The organism is Myxococcus sp. CA005, from assembly GCF_006518205.1.
In the GTDB taxonomy this organism is placed as follows: domain Bacteria; phylum Myxococcota; class Myxococcia; order Myxococcales; family Myxococcaceae; genus Myxococcus; species Myxococcus xanthus.
Window position 1 is genome coordinate 1 of the sequence record NZ_SRLV01000016.1, and the last position, 19515, is coordinate 19515.

Here is a 19515-nt window from a genome sequence, read left to right on the forward strand (position 1 = left end):
CTGGGGGACGTTGTGGGGCAGGGCCACCCGGGTGCGCCGCTGCCAGCCGCGCCGCAGCCACTGCACGTTGTCCAGCACGACGAAGGTCCCCGCGCGGGCCAACTGCTCGTGGAAATCCACCCACGGCAGGTAGTGCGGCTGCTCGGCGACCACGACTCCAGGGATGCCCGGCACGCGCGGAGGATAGCGTCCTGGCGCCACCCGGTGGCCACCCGTTTACCCTCCGGCCGGTATGTTTCCACCGGGCATGGGGTGCGCCTGACCCCCGCCAGTCAGGACGCTCCTGGCTGGAAATGCCGTGCTACAGAATCATAGTATTTTTCACCCCGTGTGTTTGGGGCCACGGAGCAGAGCGACTGGATGAAGTTCCTGTGTCTCACCTCTGATGACCGGCATCCCGTGGCGGAGGAGCTGCGGCGCCAGGGCCAGGCCGTGTTCATCACCGCCGACGTGGTGGAAGCCGGCGCGGCGCTGGGGCACGGGCCCGTGGACGTGCTGGTGGTGGACGCGGCGGACCTGGTGGAGGACGCGCGCTGGCTGGACGCGCTGCGGACGCGGGCCCGTCCCGAGGAGCCGCTGGTGCTGGGGTTGGCGCGGGAAGGCACCGACGCGGCGCTCGAGCCGCTGCTGGCCGCGGGCGTGGACGAGTTCCTGGTGGAGCCCTTCACCCCGGTGCAGGTGCGCTCACGGCGGTTGTTGCTGGAGCGGCGGGTGGCGGCGCGGCGCCAGCGGCGGACGTCCGAGGCGGAGGCGCGGGGCGAGGTGGCGCGGCTGGCCTCCATCATCCAGATGCAGTCGGACGTGGCGATGGCGGGCTACGGGCTCGACGAGCTGATGCGGTTGCTGTGCGAGCGCTCGCGGGTGTTGTGCGGCGCGGACGGCGCGGCGGTGGCGCTGCTGGGGGCGGACACCGACGAGGAGGTGACCTACCTGGTGGCCAGCGGCAGCCTGATGCCCTTCATCGGCTTCCGGCTGAAGGTGGAGGGCAGTCTCACGGGCGCCAGCCTGCTGCAGGGCGAGGTGATGCGCACGGATGACTCGGAGACGGACGTCCGGGTCAACGTGACGGCGCTGCGCCAGGTGGGCGCGCGGTCGATGATTTGCGTGCCGCTGTGGCGCGAGGGCCGCCCGGTGGGCGTGCTCAACGTCACCAGCCGGCGGCCGAACACGTTCGAGGACCGGGACGTGCGCACGCTGGAGCTGATGGCGGGTCTGCTCGGCGCGGCCATGGGCAACGCGGCCGAGGCCCAGGCGCGTCAGGAGTTGATGGTGCAGAACACGCTGGCGATGGGCGCGCTGGAGGAGTCGCAGGAGCTGTTCGCGTCCTTCATGGACAACATCCCCGCGGTGGCCTTCATGAAGGACGAGCGGGGCCGCCGCATCTGGGTGAACGCGCGCTACAGCCGGTTCTTCGGCTTCCCGGTGGGCGCGGACATGTCCAACGTGTCCGACGTGGATTTGATGCCCGCGGCCTCCGCCGAGCAGTCGCGCCGGGATGACGACGCGGTGCTGACCTCCGGCAAGCAGAGCATCACCGAGATGATGGTTCCCGCGCGCGACGGCACCGAGCGCCACTGGCTCACCTACCGCTTCATCGTGCGGGAGCGCTCGGGGCGGCGGCTGCTGGCGGGCGTGGCGGTGGACATCACCGACCGCAAGGCCATGCAGGCGCAGCTCGTGGTGTCGGACCGGCTGGCGGCGGTGGGGACGCTGGCGGCGGGCGTGGCACACGAAATCAACAACCCGCTGGCCTTCGTCCTCTCCAACCTGTCGTTCCTCGCGGGCGAACTGCACGCCCTGGCGCCGGAGTTGCCGTCGGGCCGCATGGCGGAGCTGGAGGAGGTGCTGCGCGAGGCCACCGACGGCGCGCACCGCGTGCGGCAGATCGTCCGGGACTTGAGGACCTTCTCCCGGGGCGACGACGAGGTGGCCACCGCCGTCAACGTGCAGGCGGTGCTCGAGTCGGCCATCACCCTGGCGCGCAGCGAGCTGAAGCTGCGCGCGCAGTTGGTCCGCGACTACTGCGAGGTGCCGCTGGTGGAGGGCAACGAGGGCCGCTTCGGACAGGTGTTCCTCAACCTGCTCATCAACGCCGCGCAGGCCATTCCGATGGGCCAGACGGAGCAGCACGAGGTCCGGCTGAGCCTGCGAAGCGCAGGGGACCGCGTCATCATCGAGGTGCGCGACACGGGCGTGGGCATGCCTCCGGAGGTGCGCGCCCGCATCTTCGACCCCTTCTTCACCACCAAGCCGGTGGGCGAGGGCACGGGGCTGGGCCTGTCCATCTGCCACGGCATCGTCACCGGCTTCGGTGGAGACATCTCCGTGGAGAGCGAGGAGGGACGGGGCAGCACCTTCCGCGTCTCCCTGCCGGTGGCACGGCGCGCGAAGGAGCCGGTGGATCCGCCGCTGCGCATGCCCCTGGTGGGCTGAGGTCAGCGGCGGAACATGGGCGGGAAGACGCGGGGGGCCTTCTTCTTGCGCAGGCAGCGCACGACCGCGTCCATGTAGCAGGCGGAGAAGGCGCGGCGGCGCAAGCCGGGGCGCCCGCGTCCGGAGCGGTGCCAGAGGTGGTTGTGGACCAGGATGGCCTCGCCGGCGCGCGCCGGCAGGGACAGGACGCGGGATTCAGCGTCGGCCGCCGCCACCGCGTCCGGAGGAATCACCCCGCCCAGAGGCGTCACCAGGCCGCCGCGGTGGCTGCCCGGGACGACTTCCAGACAGCCGCCGTCCTCGGGGGCGTCATCCAGCGCGGTCCAGATCTGCAGCTCCGGTTCGTGGGTGAGTCCCCACAGCCGGCCGCCATCCTGGTGCCAGGGCAGGTTGCTGCCGCCGGCCTTCCCCTTGTGGAAGAGGATGGCGCGGTAGAGGACGATGTCGCCGGGGATGAGCGCCCGGGCGATGCGTTCGAACAGCGGGTTCTCCATCCACGCCAGGAAGCGCGGGTCCTTCTCCAGCTTCTCCAGCTTGCGGTAGTCCAGGGAGGGGCCCTGCCAGCCCAGTCCCAGGGGGGCGTCCTCGTAGCGACCGGTGGTGGCGTCCGGTTGGAAGAAGAGGCCCGGGTGGACGACCCGGCCCAGCATCAGGTCGTCGGCCCGCTCGCGGAGCGCGTCCAGGCCCTCGTCACCCAGCACACGGCCCAGCTTCGCGTAGCCGTGCTCGGCGTAGTGGGCCAGGGCAGGGCGGATATCGAACCGTTCCACGTCGACGCAAAGCATGGCGCCCCCTCATACCCCGGGACGTGCCCGTCGGGGCAGGTTGATGCTTGCGCCCCCGGCCCGGGCGCCTCATCGTGGGAGGTGGCATGCCCTACCGTCGCACCACGCGCTTTGTGACAGCCCCGGATGGTACCCGGGTCGCCTGGCATACCCACTTCGGCAACCTCCGGGAGGCCTCCGCCGACGCAGAGCTGGCGGCCCGCCCCACGGTGCTGCTGACGAACGGGATTGGCTCCTCGGAGAACTTCTGGCGCTACCTGGTGGGAAACCTGGAGCAGGACCACCGGGTGGTGCACTGGAACTACCGGGGCCACGGCAGCAGCGATGAATCCCTGGGGGATGGGTACCAGATTCGCGTGCACGTGGATGACCTGGAGCGCATCACCGCGGCGGTGATGGCCCGGGGGGATGGGCGGCCGCCGCACCATGTGGCGTTCTCCATGGGCGTGCGCGTCCTGCTGGACCTGTACCGGCGGCGGCCGGACCTGGTTCCGTCCATGACGCTCATCGCCGGGGCGCCGGGGGCGTTCGGCTCGGGGGTGGACTCGGCGGGGGCCCGCGCGTTCCTGTCCGCCACCCGGGGCATGCTCAAGCTGGCCACGCCCACGCTGCCGCTGGCGGCGCCCGTGGCGCACGCGGTGATGGCCAGCCGCTTCGCCTATCCCCTGGCGCGGATGGTGGGGGCGCTCCGGGCCCGGGCGCCTCGGGCGGACATCGACGAGTTCATGCTCGCCCTGCGCCGGATGAGCCCCAGGGCCTACTGGTACACCCTCCGGGGCATGGTGGAGGGCCATGCCTGGGACGTGGCCAGGACGGTGCAGGTGCCCACGCTCATCGTCGCCGCCAGCAACGATCTGCTCGTTCCGCTGGGGGAGATGGAGCGAATGCGTGACGCAATGCCGCACGCACATTGGATGCGGGTGGATGACGCGGGGCACGCCGGCCTGCTGGAGGCCGGGTCGGAGATCGCCGAGGCCGTGCGTGTCTTCCTCGTGGACCACGGCTTGGAGCCGCCCCATGAGGTCGGGGAGCACGCTCCAGTGCCTCCGTCCTGAGAGGGGAGGCCGGGAGGATCAAAACCCGGGCTTGAGTCCAGTGAAATCGGAAACTGCCGCCCGGATTGCGTCGTGGGTGACAGATATGGGATGCAGGGGGCTCTTCAAGTTTCAACGGAGACTCTTTACCCATGCCCTGGTCCTTCCGGCAGATGCTGGCGCCGCTGTCCGCACTGCTCCTTTTCATGTCCGCATGTGGCGACGACCCTGAAGTCAGGCCCGTTTGCGGAAATGGCATCGTCGAGGCTGGCGAGACGTGCGACGACGGCAACCGAAACAACAACGACAGCTGTGACAACAGCTGCCGTCGTCCCACGCCGGACGCGGGCACCGAGGAGGATGCCGGCACCGAGGACGACGCCGGCACCGGTGAAGTGGACGCTGGCACCGGTGAAGAGGATGCGGGCACCGGTGAGGACGACGCCGGCACCACCGAGGACGCTGGCACCGGTGAGGACGACGCTGGCACCACCGAGGACGCGGGCACCGGTGAGGACGACGCTGGCACCACCGAGGATGGTGGTTCAGGCGAGCAGGACGCGGGTTCGGATGAAGACGGTGGTTCGGGTGAGCCGGATTCCGGCACCGACGCGGGCACGGGCGAGGACGACGCCGGCACCGACGCGGGCACGGTCCAGGTCTCGCTGGACAGCTTCGGTCCGACGGGCACCTTCGCGCGCACTGGCACCACGGGGGCGACGTTCCCCGAGGCGCTGACGGTGCGTCTGCGTGAGGAAGCTCCGGCGGAGGTCTGGGTGGAGGTTACTTCGTCCAGCGCCGTGCTGAACGTGCAGGGTGGTCTGGTGCGCATCGCCCCGGGTGAGCGCTCCGCCACGGTGCAGGTGACGGCGAACCTGGCCGCGGATCCGGAGACGGACAAGGCGACGCTGACGGCCACGCTGGGCAACGACACGCGTGCGGCCACGGTCCGGGTGCTGGCGGCGAATCAGGCCGCTGAGCTGGCCACGCTGTCGCCCGAGGTCATCTCGGTGAGCGCTGGCCAGACGCAGGGCTACACGGTGGAGCTGGACGTTCCCCCGGCGCAGGACACGGTCATCCAGCTCGCGCTGGAGCCCGCGTCGCTCGGCACGGTGCCGGTGACGGTGACGGTGCCGGCCAACAGCCTGTCCGCCAAGTTCGACTTCACCGCGGGCAGCACGGGCGGTGAGGGTCAGCTGGTGGCCGCGCTGAACGGTCAGTCCATCGCGGCGGCGGTGCAGGTGACCGCGGGCAGCAGCACGGGCCACGTCGTCATCAGCGAGTTCGCGGTCGCGGGCCCCGGTGGCGCCAGCGACGAGTTCATCGAGCTCTACAACCCGACCTCGAGCGCGGTGGACATCTCCGGCTGGAAGGTCCAGTACAAGGCCTACAGCAGCACGAACTACAACAACTCGTTCACGCTGCCCGCGAACTCGGTCATCCAGCCCCGTGGCTACTTCCTGGTGGTCGCCAGTGGTTATGCCTCGACGAGCGGCAACACCGTGTCGGGTGACGCGAACTGGGGAACGGCCCTGAACCTGGCCGCCAACAGCAATGGTGGCCATGTGCGCGTCGGCTATCCGGAGCTGGCGCTGACCGACGGCATCTCCTCGCCGCTGGTGGTGGATACGGTGGGCTACCTCAACGCGAACGCCGCTGAGGGCAGCCCCTTGCCGGCGTACCCGCCCACCGCCGGCAGCTTCGAGCGCAAGGCCTCGGCCGTGTCGACCGCGGCGTCCATGGTCGACGGCGCGGACGCGCTGCTGGGCAACGGCCACGACTCGAACGACAACTCGGCGGACTTCATCCTCCGTCCGACGCGCCAGCCGCAGAACCGCGCGAGCGCCACGGAGCCGTAGCCAGCTGCCTGTTCGCCCCTACCGCCTGTGTGTGCGGTAGGGGCTGGTAATGCCGCACGGGGCGGGCCATAAGCCTTCCCCGTGCGAGTCGTTTCGTGGAACGTGAACGGACTTCGCTCGGTGCACCGCAAGGGCTTCCTGCCCTGGCTCGCGGGGTGCCGGGCGCAAGTCGTTGGTCTGCAGGAGGTCCGCGCGCGCGCCGACCAGCTTCCCGACGATGTGCGCTCACCGTCCCGGTGGAAGACGCACTTCGTGGCGGCGGAGCGGCCGGGCTACAGCGGCGTCGGACTGTACAGCCGCCTGGAGCCCGATGAAGTCGTGACGGTGCTCGGCGTGGGGGAGCTGGACGTCGAAGGGCGCCTGCAGATTGCCCGCTTCGGCAAGCTCACCGTGGTGAACGGCTACTTTCCCAACGGCAACGGGAAGGACCGGGACCTGAGCCGCATCCCCTACAAGCTGACCTTCTACCGGCGCCTCTTCGAGCGGCTGGAGAAGCCCCTGCGCGATGGTGGCCGGGTGCTGGTGATGGGGGACTTCAACACAGCGCATCAAGAAATCGACCTGGCGCGGCCCAAGGAGAACCGGGAGACGAGCGGCTTCCGGCCCGAGGAGCGCGAGGAGTTCGACCGGTGGATTCGTGCCGGCTGGGTGGACACCTTCCGCCACTTCAACAAGGGTGGGGGGAACTATTCGTGGTGGAGTCAGCGGGCCGGCGTTCGGGAGAAGAATATCGGCTGGAGAATCGACTATGTCCTGGCCTCGCCAGCGGCCATGGCCTACGTGCGCAAGGCTGGCATCCACCCGGACGTGCTCGGCTCGGACCACTGTCCGGTGAGCGTGGACCTGGACCCCGCGGTTCGCTGACGCTTGTTCGAGGCTCTCATGAACGCACTGCTCTCCATCTGGACGTGGATCGAGATTGGCCTGGTGGCGCTGGTCGGCTTCTGTGTGCAGCTGTCGCTGGCCATCCTGACCTGGGCCTTCGACCACAAGCGCCACGTGACGGGACGCTGCTTCCGGCTCATCGGCGTCACCGCGGCGAAGCTGACGCCGTTCTGGCGCTTCGGCGTGCACGGCCAGGTGCCGGACAAGGTCGCGCCGAACACGGTGGTCGTAAGCAACCACGAGTCCAACGCGGACCCGTTCCTCATCTCGCACCTGCCGTGGGAGATGAAGTGGCTGGGCAAGGCCAGCCTCTTCAAGATTCCCGTGGTGGGCTGGAGCATGTGGATGGCGGGGGACGTCCCCGTGCACCGCGGCGACCGCGACTCGGCGACGGGCGCCATGGCGAAGTGCCGCCAGTGGCTGGCCAAGGGCATGCCGGTGATGATCTTCCCGGAAGGGACGCGCTCGAAGACGGATGACCTGCTGCCCTTCAAGGACGGCGCGTTCCGGCTGGCCATCGAGGCGCAGGCGGACGTGCTGCCCCTGGCGGTGAGCGGGACGCGGCGGGCGCTGCCGAAGCACTCCTGGCGCTTCGCCACCTCGCGCGGTTTGGTGACGGTGGGCACGCCCATCTCCACCAAGGGGATGACGCTGGCGGACGTGGAGACGCTGAAGAACCTGGCCCGCGAGCAGATCCTGTCACTGCGGGCTTCGCTGATGCCGCTGACGCGCACCGAGCCGGCCGTGCCGCCGGGGCCGGCCAGCGCCGCGTGACTCAGACGTCCTTGTCGCTCTCGTCGACGATGTGGCAGCCAGTCTCCTCGTCGAGCGCGTCTTCAATGAAGCCGCGCACGATGTCCCGGCCGCCAATCTCGAAGGACAGGCTGACCTTGTCGCCCTTCACCGCTTCGTCCTGATCCACCTTCAGCTTTCCTCCCAGGGCGATGGCGTCCCCGTCGACAGCGGCGCCCTTGTGGACGCGGACCTCTCCGCCCAGGGACACCGCGCTGCCCGTCACCCGGGCACCGGATTCGACGATGACGCGGCCCCGGATGGCGACGACGTCCTCCACCACCGCGCCCTTGCGAATGATGACGTTGCCCTCCACGGCGACGCCGTCCTTCACCTTCTCACCGGCCTCGATGATGAGGTCCGTGCCCTGGACGGCGCGGCTTCCGTCCTTCGACTGCGTGGCGCACACCACCTTCCACTTCTGGGGCGGCTTCGCGTCGTCCTCGGCGAAGGCAGGGGTGGCGAGGGCGAGCCCGAGGGCCAAAGTGGCAATGGGGGACGAGCGCATGCGAGGCTCCTGTAAAAGCCGTGACACCGCGGGATACGCGCCCGCACGGAAACGATTGCGTGCCCACATCCGTCACCTGCCCGGCGTGTGGCTTGCACAACCCTGTCTCCACCCCCAACCGGGAACACGTCCTGTCCGCCACGCCCCTTCGAAATGATGACGTCCGTGACCTGAGCATCTGGGGGTACGCCCTGGGCTACTTCGTGGCCTATGCCCCCTACAGCGCGCTGACGAAGGCGCTGTCCGGAGGCGCCTTGCCCGGCATGCGGGAGGGTATCTCCGGCTTCACGCTCCTGCCGGTGAGCACCTCGGCCTCGCTGGTGGGAATGTTCGTCTTCCTCACGTGGATGCGCTGGTGGCGTTACGCGGGGCACCGCCAGGTGTGGGGCTTCCAGGTGCCAGCGCCAGGGCGGTGGACGCTGCTGTCGGGGCTCTGCTCGGCGGCCATCATCGGCACCACGACGCTGGCGTACACCCTGCCGGGGGCGTCCATCGTCTTCATGATGCTGTTGATGCGCGGCGGCGTGCTCGTCCTGGCGCCGCTGGTGGACGTCCTCAGTGGACGGCGGGTGCGCTGGCCCTCATGGGTGGCCTTGGGCTTGAGCTTCTCGGCGGTGGCGGTGGCCGCGGGCTCGTCGGTCAGCCCCACGCTGACGCTCCTGGCCACGGTGGACGTGGGCGTGTACCTGGCGGCCTATTTCTTCCGGCTGCGCGCAATGAGCCAACTGGCCAAGTCCGGCGAGCGTGAGGTCTCCATCCGCTACTTCGTGGAGGAGCAGATGGTGGCCACGCCCGTGCTGGTGGGCACCCTGGCGGTGCTGGCCCTTATCGGCGGCGATGGCGTGCTCGGTGACATCCGCGACGGCTTCACCGGGGCCTTGTCGCGAGGCCACCTGGCCTCCGAGCTCGCCGTGGGACTGCTGTCGCAGGCCACCGGCATCTTCGGCGGCCTCATCCTCCTGGACGGGCGGGAGAATGCCTTCTGCGTGCCGGTGAATCGCGCGTCCAGCGTGCTCGCCGGAGTGGTCGCGACCGTGGTGATGTCCGTCACGCTGGGCCAGCCGGGCGCGGGGGCCTTGGAGTTGGTGGGCGCCGCGCTCGTCGTCGCCGCCATGGCGGTGCTGGCCGTGCCCACGGTGCTGGCCGCGCGGCGGAAGGCGGGGGAGCCGGCCGCACCCCCGGTGGCTCCCTCCCCGGGGCCGTGAGGCGCGTCCGCGCTACTTCCGCTCGGACAGGTGGATGGTGAGCACCGGGCAGGACGCGCGGGCGACGACCTTCTGCGCCACGCTTCCCAGGAGCAGGCGGGGAAGGCCGCGCCGGCCGTGGGTGCCCATGACGATGAGGTCGCATTTGTCCTGCTCGGCGAGGTCGAGGATGGTGGACGCCGCCTCACCCACGACGATTTTCTGGCTCACCGGGACGCCCGGGGGCTCCCCCTGGTTCATCTGGGCCGTCAGCTCCTTCGTCGCGGCCTCCACGGCGACGTGCTCCAGGGATTGGGAGTTCCACCCCGGCGCGGCCACCAGCAGGTCGGGCGCCACGTACTGGGGTGGCTCCCAGGCGTGGACCACCTCGACCGATGCCTTGAAAGGCCGAGCGAGCTTCACCGCGTAGTCGATGACCTCCCGGGAGCCGTCCGACAGGTCCACGGGAACGAGGATTCGGGAAACAGTCGCCATGTCTTCTTTTCTGGGCATGGCACGCCCCAGATGGAAGAGCCGTGCCAGCGCCGCGCCGGTCGTCTGCTGTCCAGGCGTGCAAACCCTGCGGGGGGAGCGGCAGACCGCGCAAGGCATGCGCACGATGGGCACCTCAACGAACGGAGGATTTTGTCATGCGTCCTCTCCCCATCGACCAAGGAACCGTGCTGATCATCGGCGCGGCCCGGGGGATTGGCCGGGAGCTTGCCCGGCTGCTTGCACGTCGCGTTCGGACCCTGGTGCTCGTGGACCATCAGGCCCAGGTCCTGGAGCCCCTGCGCGAGGAACTCCTGCTGAACTACCCGACGCTGGGCGTGCTCGTCGAATCCTGCGACGTGTGCGATCCCCAGCAGGTGGACGCGCTGCTCGCTTCGCTGGAGTCGCAGTTCGTCCGCGTGGACGTGTTGGTGAACAACGCCGCGGAAGGCGACCAGGCGCTGTATGCCCAGGAGGGCTGGGGGCGTGTGGAAGCCATGTTGCGCGCCAACGTCTGGGTGCCCGCGCTGCTGACGCACCGGCTGCTCAAGCCCATGTTGGAGCGTGGACGGGGCGGCATCCTCAACATCGGCTCCGGCGCGGCGCAGCTCATCCTGCCGGGCTCGGCCACCTTCTCCGCCACCCAGCGCTTCCTGGACGGCTTCACGGAGGCGCTGCGCCTGGAGGTGGAGGGGCAGGGCGTCACGGTGACGCGCGTAGCTCCGGGGCCGCTGTGGGAAGCGGGTGTGGAGGGCGCGGAGTCACTGGCGCCTTTCTTCCATCTGTCACTGGAGCGCTGTGCCCGCGAGGCGCTCGCCGGCTTCGAGCGCGGCGCGGCCCTGGTGTACCCGGGCTTGGGGCACCGGTGGGTGATGCGGCTGCTGCCACTGCTGCCACGCGGGCTCAAGCGGAGCCTGGGGCGGATGGCGCTGCGGGGCCTGCGGCGGGAGGAGTTGCTGCTCCCACCACGGCAGGCCCCCCAGGCGCTGCCACTTTCGGGCGAGCCATCACCCGCGTGACGCGGGGGCTCGGCTCTAGAGGCCAATCTCGGCCAGGCGCGCCTTCACGCGCGTGGCCTTCACGCCGGTGTTGGCCGTGCCGCGGCCCTGCGAGTTGCCGCCCAGGCCGATGTGGTGCAGGCCCACCACCTGGTGCGAGGACGAGGACAGCACGGGCGAGCCGGACGAGCCGCCCAGCGTGTCCGCGTCGTAGGACAGGTCCGTGGTGCTGTAGTTGGCATTGCGCACCACGCCCGGCGAGGACTTCTTCGTCGGCGTGCAGCCGCTCGTCGTGTAGTAGTCGCAGTTCTGGTGGAGCACGTAGATGCTGGCGTTGGTGGCGGCGTTGGCGCTGGCCACCGTCAGCCAGCCGTACACGTCACCCGGGAGCTGGCCGTTGGTGGCCGTGCAGCGCAGCGCCGTCATGTCGTCGCCGGCCCAGGTGCGGATCAGCGTGCCGCAGTTGTACCAGACGCGAGCGGTGGAGCTGACGCCGTCCTCATAGTTGAAGGACACACGCGCACCGGAGGCCTCGGAGCTGCTGCCGACGCAGTGGTTGTTGGTGATGATCACATCCCGCGACACCAGCCACGCCGTGCAGCGCGAGCCCACCGCCGGAATGGACAGGTATCCCACCGCGCGCGAGCGCGTGCGCTGCGTGCCGGACAGCGTCGTGGCGCTCACCCAGTTCACCGAGCCCACGATGACGTTGGACTCCTGCGACTGCAGCGGCTCCTGGCCGTCCGCGTTGGGAACGTCGGGAGGTGCTTCGGTGCCGCAGGCAGACAGGGCTCCCACCAGGAACAGCGCACGAACGCTCTTCGGGAACATCGGAACACCTCCTCGCGCTGGATTGCGCGGCGAGGCGCCAAGGCACGCGCCGTGCCATGTCTCCACTCCGAGCGTCTCTCCTCGGAGTGGGCGCCGCGCCGGCACACGCGACTGGTGCGTCCCTGTCCAGGTAACCCAGTTGTTGATGTAAAGGCGCTTCACAGTCCTGCTGGGGGTCGCCAGTGGTTTTCGTGATTTGCGAGACTGTCCGGAGCTGGTGTGTTCCGGGTCAATTCGCTCCCCAGCCGTTGTCTCCGGCCAGGACAGGCTCCGGAAAAATACAAGGGCCGCGTCCGGACCCGGTGGAGGCGGGGTCCAGGCGCGGCCCGGGAACGGCGTGGCCAGGGGCTCAGCCGATGACCATGTCCTCGCGCTCCAGCGTTCCGGTGCCGAAGTCACGCGAATGGCCCGCCGCGTCAGAGTAGCGTCGGAGGTTGAAGCGGGTGAAGAGCTCGTCGGACTCGCCGGTGGCCATCCATTTCGCCATCCGCTCCGCGACGGCGGGGGCCATCATGAAGCCGTGGCCCACGAAGCCGGACATCTGGAGCAGGTTGTCCAGTCCCGGGGTGCGTCCCAGAATCGGGTTGTTGTCCGGCGTCACGTCGTAGCAGCCGGCCCACTGACGCAGCACCTTCACATGGCCCACCTCGGGCAACTGCTCCATCAGCGCCTGCGCGAAGCGCGACACGAAGCGCAGGGTGCTGCCCATGTTGAGGCCCGCGGGCTCCTTGGCGTCGCCCATGCCGCCCACGATTTCGCCGCGCATGGACTGGCTGAAGTACAGCCCGCTGTCGAGCACGGACACCAGCGGCCCCAGGAAGGGCTTCAGCGGCTCGGTGCTGAGGATTTCGTGGCGGTGCGGCTCGTTGGGCAGCTTCACGTCCGCCAGCTTCGCCACCTGCGGACTCCAGGCGCCGGCGGCCAGCACCACGGTGTCGCAGGCGATGTCCCCGCGCGTCGTCTTCACCTTGCGCACCTGGCCGCCGCTGGTCTCGAAGCCGGTGACGTCCGTGTACGTCTCCACGCGGACGCCGCGCTTCTGGCAGCCCTGCGCGTAGCCCCACAGGAAGGGCCAGGGGAAGATGACGCCGTCCTCGGGATTGTAGGACGCGATGAGGCAGTCCTTCATCGTGAGCCCGGGGACGATGCCGCGTGCCTCGTCGGGGGTGATGAGCCGGGTAGGGACGCCGAAGCGGTTGTGCAGCGAGACGTTGCGCTCCAGCCGCTGGGCCACCGGCGCTGTCTTCGCCAGGAAGATGTAGCCTCCCTGGCGCAGCCAGACGTTGATGCCCAGCTCGCGCGCGAAGCCCTTCATCAGCTCGATGGAGCGCTTGGCCAGCTCCACCAGCGAGGGCGTGCCCCACTGCATGCGCACGCCGCCGCCGTTGCGGCCGGACGCGCCCGCGCACAGGTAGCCGCGCTCCAGCACCACCACGTCCGTCTCACCGGCGCGCGCCAGGTTGTACGCCAGCGCCAGGCCCATGATGCCGCCGCCGATGATGACCACCTTCGCCTTCGCGGGCACCGGGCCCTCCGGGCGCAGCGCGGCGGGGAAGGCGTCCACTTCCTGCGGCAGCCCGCCCACAGGCGGCTGGGACTCGTCCACGGGCGCGGAGGCCATCATCCGCAGCTCGGTGGGGTAGAGCGGCGGGCGCGGCGTGAAGGGCACCACGGCCGCGGGCTTGAGCGCCTTCTCCTTCTCCAGCAGCGCGGCCACCGCCGCCGTGCAGCTCTTGCCCTGGCAGATGCCGGTGCCGAAGCCGGTGTAGCGCTTCACCGACTCCACGTCGCAGAAGCCCCGGGACACCGCGTGACGGATGTCGTCGACGGTGACGTCCTCACAGGAGCAGATCATCGCCTTGCTCATGACAGCCCTCCCACCAGCGCCTGGGCCGCGCGCCGTCCGGCCGCCGCCGCGTCCTTCGCGGTGCCTCCGCCCGTGACGTCACCCGCGGCGTACACGTCCGGCGCCTGGGTGCGCCCGTCCGCGTCCGTCTCCACCACGAAGAGCCCGCGCTTCTCGTCGAACGGCACCTTCGCGCCGCCCTGCCGCGCCAGCTCGAAGCTGGGGCTGACGGGGACGGACACCAGCACCGCGTCACACGACACCTTTTCGCGTCCGCCGCCCTCGCGCGTGTAGCTGAAGGCGCTCACGCCGCGCAGGCCATGGGCCTTGGGCTCGCTGCCTCGCACCGCCGTGGCATGGGTGCCCGCCGGCGGCGTGTCCCGCAGGTCCACCACCGCCACCACCTTCGTGCCGCGCTCCTGGAGCAGGTTCGCCAGCGCGTGCAACTCCGCGCCCCAGCCCACCAGCGCCGCTGTCTCCGGCGCCACGTCGTAGCGGCGCAGCAGCAGGCTGGCCGCGCGTCCCGCGTAGACGCCGGGCAAGTCATTGTTCTCGAAGGGGAGCGTGGGCGGATGGCCGCCGGGCGTGAGCAGGAAGCGCTCCGAGTACACCTTCACCAGACGTGGCGCGTCCGCCTCCCAGGTGCCCACCGCGAGGAAGCGCCCCGCCTCGTCGTCATACAGGCCCAGCGCGGTGGCCCGCGTGAGCACGCTGCTGGGGGAGATGCGGTGGATGTCGTCCAGGCTGGGGCCGCCGGCTTCCGGCGCGCCGTTCGCGAGCCGGCCGCCGAGCGCGTCGTCCCGCTCGATGAGGAGGAAGCCCACGTCCCGCTCGGTCAACACGCGCGCCGCCGCCAGTCCTGCCGCGCCGCCGCCCACCACGGCCACGCGGGTGCGCACCGTGCGCGCGGGCGCCGTCGCGGGTGCGGGCGTCTTGGGCAGCAGGCCCAGCCCCGCGAGCTGCCGCGCCACCTTGGCCATCACCTGCTCAGCCACCGGGACGCCGGCGAACATCTCGTGGTGGTCCATGCCCTTGGGGAAGAACCAGTCGATGCTCTCGAAGATGTCCACCTTCGCGGAGGGATAGGCGTTCTGCCGCTCCAGCTTCATGCCGTCCCGCGCGGGCGTGCGGCACGCGTAGACATTGGGCACGCCGTCCACCCGCATCAGGCAATGCGAGCAGGCCCCGGCGAAGCAGTAGGGGCCTCGCGGCCGGTGGTACTTGATGGAGCGGGCGAGCATGGGCTCACCCGCGGCAATCAGCGAGCACGCCACCGGCTCACCTTCGATGGCGGGGAGGCTCTCGCCCTCGAGGTCCACGGTGATGGCCCGGCCGCGCGGCGGTACGTCGGGAAGGCGTCGCATAGGGTGTGCCAAAATGGCCCACGCGGACCGGGCGGTCAAAGCCTCTGACGGCATGACGCGCCATGCCCAACACGCCTGGCTGATAGGCGCGGTGATGGCGCGCCCGACCTTGGCTAAGGCGCACACCGTAAAACGAGAGGGGACCGTCTCGGGCCGTGTTGCGCCCGGGACAGTCCCCCTGAAGACTTACGTCCGTGCATGACGCGCCGGGCAAAGCACCCGGCAATCCCTGTCAGACAGGCTGCTCGCTCGAGGGAATGACGGGCTCGGGCATGCCCTGTGGCCGCTGCCCGAAGCGGGTGCGGACCACCGCACCCAGGGCCATCAAACCGACCAGCGTGGTGATGAGGGGGCCGACGATGGGGAGCGAGCCCACCACCATCAGCACCAGCAGCCCCAGGGCCAGCACCACCGCCTGCGTCTTCCGGCCGCGGAAGATGGGCAACCGCGTGCCCAGCTCGCTCGCCACCGCCGCGTAGCCGAGCGCCGCCGCGACGGGGGCCGCCATCCACAGCACCAGCGCCACCGGGATGCCGATGATGGTGATGCACAGCACCACCGTGAGGGGAATCATCGCCAGCAGTCCCACGAAGCCGGTGAGCCCCGCCTGCACCGGCTTGCGGCGCACTTCCTCGCCCAACTGCTTCATGCGCGCGGGGAAGAACATCTGTCCCAGGAAGCCGAGCCCGAAGAGCATCGCGAAGGTGAGGATGAAGCCCGCCAGGCCCACGCCGTCATCGTCGCGGTCCCTCCGGCTCTCGGAGGGGTCCTTGGCTTCCTTCACGCCCTTCTTGATTTCACTGGCCACCATGCGGCCAATGCCCGCGCCGCCGAAGGACTCGATGCTGCCTTCCACCTGGGCGTCGTCGTCGCGCTCCACCGAGCCGCCAAAGGCAGACACGTCGCCCTCCACGTGTGCGTCCGGCCCCAGGATGACGTTGCCGCCGAAGGCATGCGCGTCCCCGTCCACGCGGCCGTGGACCTCTAGGTTGCCGCCGAAGGCGACCGCGTCATCCTTCACGTGGCCGTGGACCACCAGGTTGCCGCCGTACACCACGGCGCTCTCCACCGTCTGGCCGTCTTTCACCTCCAGGTTCTGTCCGCGCGCCACCACGTTGCGGCTGCCGTTGCGACGCATGTTGCGCCGCACCTCGTCGCGGGCCCGCTTCATCTCGTCCCGGGCGCGCTTCATCTCGTTCCGCGTCTCCTCGGAGAACGCGTTCGGGAGGTCGGGAATCGCCATCTCCGGAGGATCGCTGGCCACGGGCGGCGCGACCGATGCGGCGTCGGCGTTGGCTTCGGACTCACCCGATTCGGCGGCGTGCTTCTCCTGCGCCGTCATGGGCCGCAACGTGAAGATGGTGCCGTCCTGGTCCAGGCGCAGCGAGTACGCCCGGGCCACGGTGCGCAGGGCCTGGTTCGCCGTGACGCCGCGCAGGTGGACCTCGGCGGGCGAGTCCAGGTCGCCGGTGACGACCAGGTTGAGGCCCCCCTTGTCGGCGATTGTCTTGAGTGCGTCGCGCAGGGTGCCGCGGAAGCTGATGTCGATGGTGCTCGCGGCGGGCGCCGTCACGCCGGCATGGGGCGCCGTGTCCTGGGCAAGCGCCAGGGGGGCGCCGAGCAGCAGAGCGGGGAAGAGGATTCGAGGAAGGAGCTTCATGGTTCGCTCACGCTTCGGAAGGAGTGGGCCCGGTGCCGACAAGCCGCTTGAGACCGTACAGAGATGTCAGCAGGAGGAAGGCGAGAGAGCAGGCCACCGTCAGGCCTGCGGTGGACCACAGCGCGTGGGCGCCACTGAGGACGCCTTCAACAAAGGGGCGCCCCTGCACCAGGACGGAGGCCAGCCCGGTTCCCAGCCGGCCGAGCGCCTGGTCGCTCATCACCAGGTAGCCCAGCCCGCCCAGCATCGACGTCAGCAGGATGGCCAGCCCGGACCAGACCTCGCGGCGCCGGGGCACGGGTTCGGCGGACACGCGCGCCATGACGCTGGCCACCAGGGTGGGCGGGGGGAGGGGATCCGCCAGCCGGTACAGGTCCTGCTCCATCAGCCGGTGCTCTTCCAGGACGGCGGCGCAGGCGGCACACTCGGCGGCGTGGTCCAGCGCGGGCCCTTCACCGGCTTCCAGCTCCGTGAAGAGGACTTCGAGGTCCGGGCACAGGTGGGGATTCATCGTGGAGCCTCCTCGGCCGTCATCTTCTTGCGCAGCTTCTCACGGGCCCGGAAGAGCCGGGCCATGATGGTGCCAGGCGCACAGCCCATGATCTGGGCGATCTCCTTCGTCGTGCGCTTCTGGACGTAATAGAGGGCGAGCACCTCCCGGTCCTCGACGGACAGGGTGGCCATGGCCTCCTCCAGCGACTGCCGCTCCTCGCGGGCGATGGCGCCTTCCTCCTGCGACGCCTCGCCGCTGGGGAGCACCTCCTTCATGGGCTCCAGCTCCTCGGTGCGCACCTTGGTGCGGCGGCGGAGCAGGTCCAGGCAGAGGTTGCGGGTGATGGCGAGCACCCACAGGTCGAACGGGCGCGCGTCGTCGTAGCGGTGGAGGTTCTGGTAGGCGCGAAGCAGCGCTTCCTGCGCCACCTCCGCGGCCTCGGCCTCGCTCTGGAGCAGCCGCAGCGCCAGGCCGTAGACAGGGCGCTGCACGCTGCGAACCAAGGCCTCGAAAGCGGACGGGTCACCCCGGCGGGCGGCCTGCACGTCCGCTTTCCAGGGAAGCGGAGGAGCTTCCTCAGCCATCAGCATCCCGATGGCATGGGCAAGCGTCCCGGGAGCGTCGTCGAGGGCAAGAGCGTTCACGCCTGGGTCTACGGCGCGCCCGTCCGCCCATTGCATCCGGGAGATACATCTCTATTTCTTCCGTGATTTCGCGGGCTTGGCCTTGGCTGCACGTTTGGCCTCGGTCTCCGCGCGCGCGGCCGAGCGGGCGTCCTTGCGCTGGCGCTGCCGCTCACGGAAGCCCAGCGGCGCGGCGGGCTCCGCGGCCTTGGCGGGCGCGGGGGCCTTGGCGGCCAGGGTGCGGGCGCGGCCCGAGGCGGGCTCCAGGAGCTCCACCTCGCGCGGACCGGTGCGGCGGCGGCCCGGAGCGCCTGCGCCCCGGGCATCGCGGTTGCCGGCGGGCGCGCGCGTGTCGCGGTCTCCGGACGAACGGCGGCGGGTCTCCGTGCCCGGAGCGCTACGGCTCGAGGCGCGCGCGCCGTCCGCGTCACGGCGGGGCGGGCCCCGGCGGCTGGAGGGCTCGTGCGCGGCGGCGGCTTCGGCCTCCGCCAGCTTCGGCCGCTGCGAGGCGCGGATGGTCTCCGCGCTGTCCTCGGCGTAATCGAAGTGGAACAGCCGCTTGATGACCAGGGTGGCGTAGGCGCCAGGCGGCAGGGTGAAGGCGATGTTGACCTTGATGTCGTCGCGGTTGAGCTCGTCCGCCTGCGTGCGGCCCACGACGAGCTTGTGCGGGAACGACAGCAGGGGCCGCTCCTCGTGCTTGAAGTAGAGCCTGCGCTCGGCGCCGGGGACTTGCAGGTCCGACAGTTGGAGCTTCTCGCGGCCCAGCACCCAGCGCACGGCCTCCTCCACCTTCGGGTCGCTGAACGTCGAGTTCGGCGCGAGCAGGGGGAAGGAGGCGTCGCGCAGCGTGCGGAGCACCTCCGGGCTGGCGTCGCGGTGGAACAGCAGCGTGCCGGCCTGGTAGCGCATGGGGAAGAGGTGCTCGCGCGGCAGCATCAGCTGGAGGTAGCGCCGCACACCCTCGTTCCAGAGGAAGCTCTGGTACGTGAAGATCAGCATCGCGCGGTAGTCCGCGTCGATCTGCATGAAGGCGCGCAGGTAGTCACCCGGCTGATCGCGCAGGGACTTGAGGACGCGGTGGTACTTGCGCGTGCCCTCGTAGGGGACGCGGGCGTCCCAGCGGCCCCAGTTCTCCTTCCAGAAGGCCTTGATCTTGGCGTCCTCCGTCCGGTCCAGCTCGGACGGCTTGGCCATGTAGTTGTGCAGCGCGGCCTCGAAGTCGCCCCGGATGAGGTCCTTGGCGATGAAGCCCTGGCCGTGCTTCAGCGAGCCGAAGCGCTGGCTGTCGAAGTAGTTGATGACGCCCAGGCGGTTGACCTCGGCGGCGGCCACGTTGAGGGGCCCCAGCGACTCCGGCTGGAGCGCGCGCACCGTGACGGAGAAGCGGTTGGAGGTGATGTTGGCGGCGGACAGCGGCTTGTCCGTGCGGCCCAGGTACTTCAGCCGCAGGTCAGGCTCCTGCATGTCCACGTCGGCGCCGTCCACCGCGATGATCTGCTCGGTCCGGCCCTGCTTGTCCTTGAGGCCGCAGTAGCTGATGGCGCCGGGCTTGAGCCCGAACGCATCCCGCAGCCGGGTCACGGCGTCGAACGTGGACAGCTTTTGCTTGTCCATCAGGTAGACGCGGTGACGTCCCGAGTCGACTTCGTCGAAACGGTATGACTCCTTGACGGAGAAGTCCTCGGGCTTTTGTTTGATTCGCACGGCGCCCCCCTTACCAGCGCG

18 protein-coding genes are annotated in these 19515 nt (G+C 70.1%); 7 read left to right on the forward strand and 11 right to left on the reverse strand.

Features of this window, described 5'->3' with window-relative positions:
• The coding region (locus FMQ63_RS09675; protein WP_194866437.1) for a WbqC family protein at positions 1-174 on the reverse strand (174 nt) is incomplete at its 3' end.
• A gap of 186 nt (positions 175-360) precedes the next feature.
• On the opposite strand from FMQ63_RS09675, the gene FMQ63_RS09680 reads away from it, so the two are divergent.
• The gene (locus FMQ63_RS09680) at positions 361-2433 is read left to right on the forward strand and encodes an ATP-binding protein (RefSeq protein WP_216608642.1); all 2073 of its coding nucleotides are present in this window, start codon (positions 361-363) and stop codon (positions 2431-2433) included.
• A gap of 2 nt (positions 2434-2435) precedes the next feature.
• Here the strand turns inward: FMQ63_RS09680 and FMQ63_RS09685 are convergent, their stop codons facing one another.
• Positions 2436-3218: a phytanoyl-CoA dioxygenase family protein gene (locus FMQ63_RS09685; protein WP_011553983.1), complete on the reverse strand. Its 783-nt coding sequence runs from the start codon at positions 3216-3218 to the stop codon at positions 2436-2438.
• A gap of 86 nt (positions 3219-3304) precedes the next feature.
• Between FMQ63_RS09685 and FMQ63_RS09690 the strand changes: the two genes are divergently transcribed.
• The 4 genes from FMQ63_RS09690 (at position 3305) to FMQ63_RS09705 (ending at position 7770) form a co-directional block, all read left to right on the forward strand.
• Positions 3305-4273, forward strand: a complete 969-nt coding sequence (locus tag FMQ63_RS09690) for an alpha/beta fold hydrolase (protein ID WP_011553982.1) — start codon at positions 3305-3307, stop codon at positions 4271-4273.
• 131 nt (positions 4274-4404) lie between these two features.
• Positions 4405-6111: a lamin tail domain-containing protein gene (locus FMQ63_RS09695; RefSeq protein WP_011553981.1), complete on the forward strand. Its 1707-nt coding sequence runs from the start codon at positions 4405-4407 to the stop codon at positions 6109-6111.
• 81 nt (positions 6112-6192) lie between these two features.
• A complete protein-coding gene (locus FMQ63_RS09700) occupies positions 6193-6975 on the forward strand; it encodes an exodeoxyribonuclease III (RefSeq protein ID WP_011553980.1) in 783 nt (260 codons plus the stop codon).
• Positions 6976-6993: 18 nt separating this feature from the next.
• Positions 6994-7770, forward strand: coding sequence for a 1-acyl-sn-glycerol-3-phosphate acyltransferase (locus tag FMQ63_RS09705; RefSeq protein ID WP_171452220.1), 777 nt, complete (start codon positions 6994-6996; stop codon positions 7768-7770).
• A gap of 1 nt (position 7771) precedes the next feature.
• On the opposite strand, the gene FMQ63_RS09710 is transcribed toward FMQ63_RS09705, so the two are convergent.
• Positions 7772-8296 (reverse strand): hypothetical protein, encoded by a 525-nt coding sequence (locus FMQ63_RS09710; RefSeq protein WP_020478112.1) that lies wholly within the window; start codon positions 8294-8296, stop codon positions 7772-7774.
• A 59-nt stretch (positions 8297-8355) separates the two neighbouring features.
• Between FMQ63_RS09710 and FMQ63_RS09715 the strand changes: the two genes are divergently transcribed.
• On the forward strand, positions 8356-9501 hold the full coding sequence (locus tag FMQ63_RS09715; RefSeq protein WP_225909292.1) for a hypothetical protein: 1146 nt from the start codon (positions 8356-8358) through the stop codon (positions 9499-9501).
• Between the two features lie 12 nt (positions 9502-9513).
• Here FMQ63_RS09715 and FMQ63_RS09720 read toward each other — a convergent pair whose 3' ends face one another.
• Positions 9514-9975: a universal stress protein gene (locus FMQ63_RS09720; protein ID WP_011553976.1), complete on the reverse strand. Its 462-nt coding sequence runs from the start codon at positions 9973-9975 to the stop codon at positions 9514-9516.
• A 155-nt stretch (positions 9976-10130) separates the two neighbouring features.
• Between FMQ63_RS09720 and FMQ63_RS09725 the strand changes: the two genes are divergently transcribed.
• Complete coding sequence (locus FMQ63_RS09725) at positions 10131-10991, forward strand: SDR family oxidoreductase (RefSeq protein ID WP_011553975.1); 861 nt, start codon at positions 10131-10133, stop codon at positions 10989-10991.
• 15 nt (positions 10992-11006) lie between these two features.
• Here the strand turns inward: FMQ63_RS09725 and FMQ63_RS09730 are convergent, their stop codons facing one another.
• From FMQ63_RS09730 to truD, 7 genes are all read right to left on the reverse strand, one after another.
• Positions 11007-11801 carry a serine protease gene (locus FMQ63_RS09730; RefSeq protein ID WP_026114115.1) on the reverse strand — a complete coding sequence of 265 codons (795 nt, stop codon included), beginning with the start codon at positions 11799-11801 and terminating at the stop codon, positions 11007-11009.
• A 349-nt stretch (positions 11802-12150) separates the two neighbouring features.
• Positions 12151-13668 (reverse strand): FAD-dependent oxidoreductase, encoded by a 1518-nt coding sequence (locus FMQ63_RS09735; RefSeq protein WP_011553973.1) that lies wholly within the window; start codon positions 13666-13668, stop codon positions 12151-12153.
• The gene (locus tag FMQ63_RS09740; protein WP_026114114.1) at positions 13665-15011 is read right to left on the reverse strand and encodes a 2Fe-2S iron-sulfur cluster-binding protein; all 1347 of its coding nucleotides are present in this window, start codon (positions 15009-15011) and stop codon (positions 13665-13667) included. The genes FMQ63_RS09735 and FMQ63_RS09740 overlap by 4 nt, the downstream gene beginning before the upstream one ends.
• A gap of 232 nt (positions 15012-15243) precedes the next feature.
• The gene (locus tag FMQ63_RS09745) at positions 15244-16671 is read right to left on the reverse strand and encodes a hypothetical protein (protein ID WP_194866438.1); all 1428 of its coding nucleotides are present in this window, start codon (positions 16669-16671) and stop codon (positions 15244-15246) included.
• Between the two features lie 7 nt (positions 16672-16678).
• Complete coding sequence (locus FMQ63_RS09750; RefSeq protein ID WP_011553970.1) at positions 16679-17182, reverse strand: hypothetical protein; 504 nt, start codon at positions 17180-17182, stop codon at positions 16679-16681.
• Positions 17179-17748 (reverse strand): RNA polymerase sigma factor, encoded by a 570-nt coding sequence (locus FMQ63_RS09755; protein ID WP_225909977.1) that lies wholly within the window; start codon positions 17746-17748, stop codon positions 17179-17181. Before FMQ63_RS09755 ends, FMQ63_RS09750 begins: the two co-directional genes overlap by 4 nt.
• A gap of 111 nt (positions 17749-17859) precedes the next feature.
• Positions 17860-19494, reverse strand: a complete 1635-nt coding sequence (gene truD, locus FMQ63_RS09760; RefSeq protein ID WP_011553968.1) for a tRNA pseudouridine(13) synthase TruD — start codon at positions 19492-19494, stop codon at positions 17860-17862.
• Positions 19495-19515 lie beyond the last annotated feature (21 nt).

What these genes read in the sequence shown, in the direction of transcription:
- FMQ63_RS09680 (WP_216608642.1), top strand. Translation starts at nt 361, where the DNA reads ATGAAGTTCCTGTGTCTCACCTCTGATGACCGGCATCCCGTGGCGGAG.
- FMQ63_RS09685 (WP_011553983.1), bottom strand. Translation starts at nt 3,218, where the DNA reads ATGCTTTGCGTCGACGTGGAACGGTTCGATATCCGCCCTGCCCTGGCC.
- FMQ63_RS09690 (WP_011553982.1), top strand. Translation starts at nt 3,305, where the DNA reads ATGCCCTACCGTCGCACCACGCGCTTTGTGACAGCCCCGGATGGTACC.
- FMQ63_RS09695 (WP_011553981.1), top strand. Translation starts at nt 4,405, where the DNA reads ATGCCCTGGTCCTTCCGGCAGATGCTGGCGCCGCTGTCCGCACTGCTC.
- FMQ63_RS09705 (WP_171452220.1), top strand. Translation starts at nt 6,994, where the DNA reads ATGAACGCACTGCTCTCCATCTGGACGTGGATCGAGATTGGCCTGGTG.
- FMQ63_RS09710 (WP_020478112.1), bottom strand. Translation starts at nt 8,296, where the DNA reads ATGCGCTCGTCCCCCATTGCCACTTTGGCCCTCGGGCTCGCCCTCGCC.
- FMQ63_RS09720 (WP_011553976.1), bottom strand. Translation starts at nt 9,975, where the DNA reads ATGGCGACTGTTTCCCGAATCCTCGTTCCCGTGGACCTGTCGGACGGC.
- FMQ63_RS09725 (WP_011553975.1), top strand. Translation starts at nt 10,131, where the DNA reads ATGCGTCCTCTCCCCATCGACCAAGGAACCGTGCTGATCATCGGCGCG.
- FMQ63_RS09730 (WP_026114115.1), bottom strand. Translation starts at nt 11,801, where the DNA reads ATGTTCCCGAAGAGCGTTCGTGCGCTGTTCCTGGTGGGAGCCCTGTCT.
- FMQ63_RS09735 (WP_011553973.1), bottom strand. Translation starts at nt 13,668, where the DNA reads ATGAGCAAGGCGATGATCTGCTCCTGTGAGGACGTCACCGTCGACGAC.
- FMQ63_RS09740 (WP_026114114.1), bottom strand. Translation starts at nt 15,011, where the DNA reads ATGCGACGCCTTCCCGACGTACCGCCGCGCGGCCGGGCCATCACCGTG.
- FMQ63_RS09745 (WP_194866438.1), bottom strand. Translation starts at nt 16,671, where the DNA reads ATGAAGCTCCTTCCTCGAATCCTCTTCCCCGCTCTGCTGCTCGGCGCC.
- FMQ63_RS09750 (WP_011553970.1), bottom strand. Translation starts at nt 17,182, where the DNA reads ATGAATCCCCACCTGTGCCCGGACCTCGAAGTCCTCTTCACGGAGCTG.
- FMQ63_RS09755 (WP_225909977.1), bottom strand. Translation starts at nt 17,748, where the DNA reads ATGGCTGAGGAAGCTCCTCCGCTTCCCTGGAAAGCGGACGTGCAGGCC.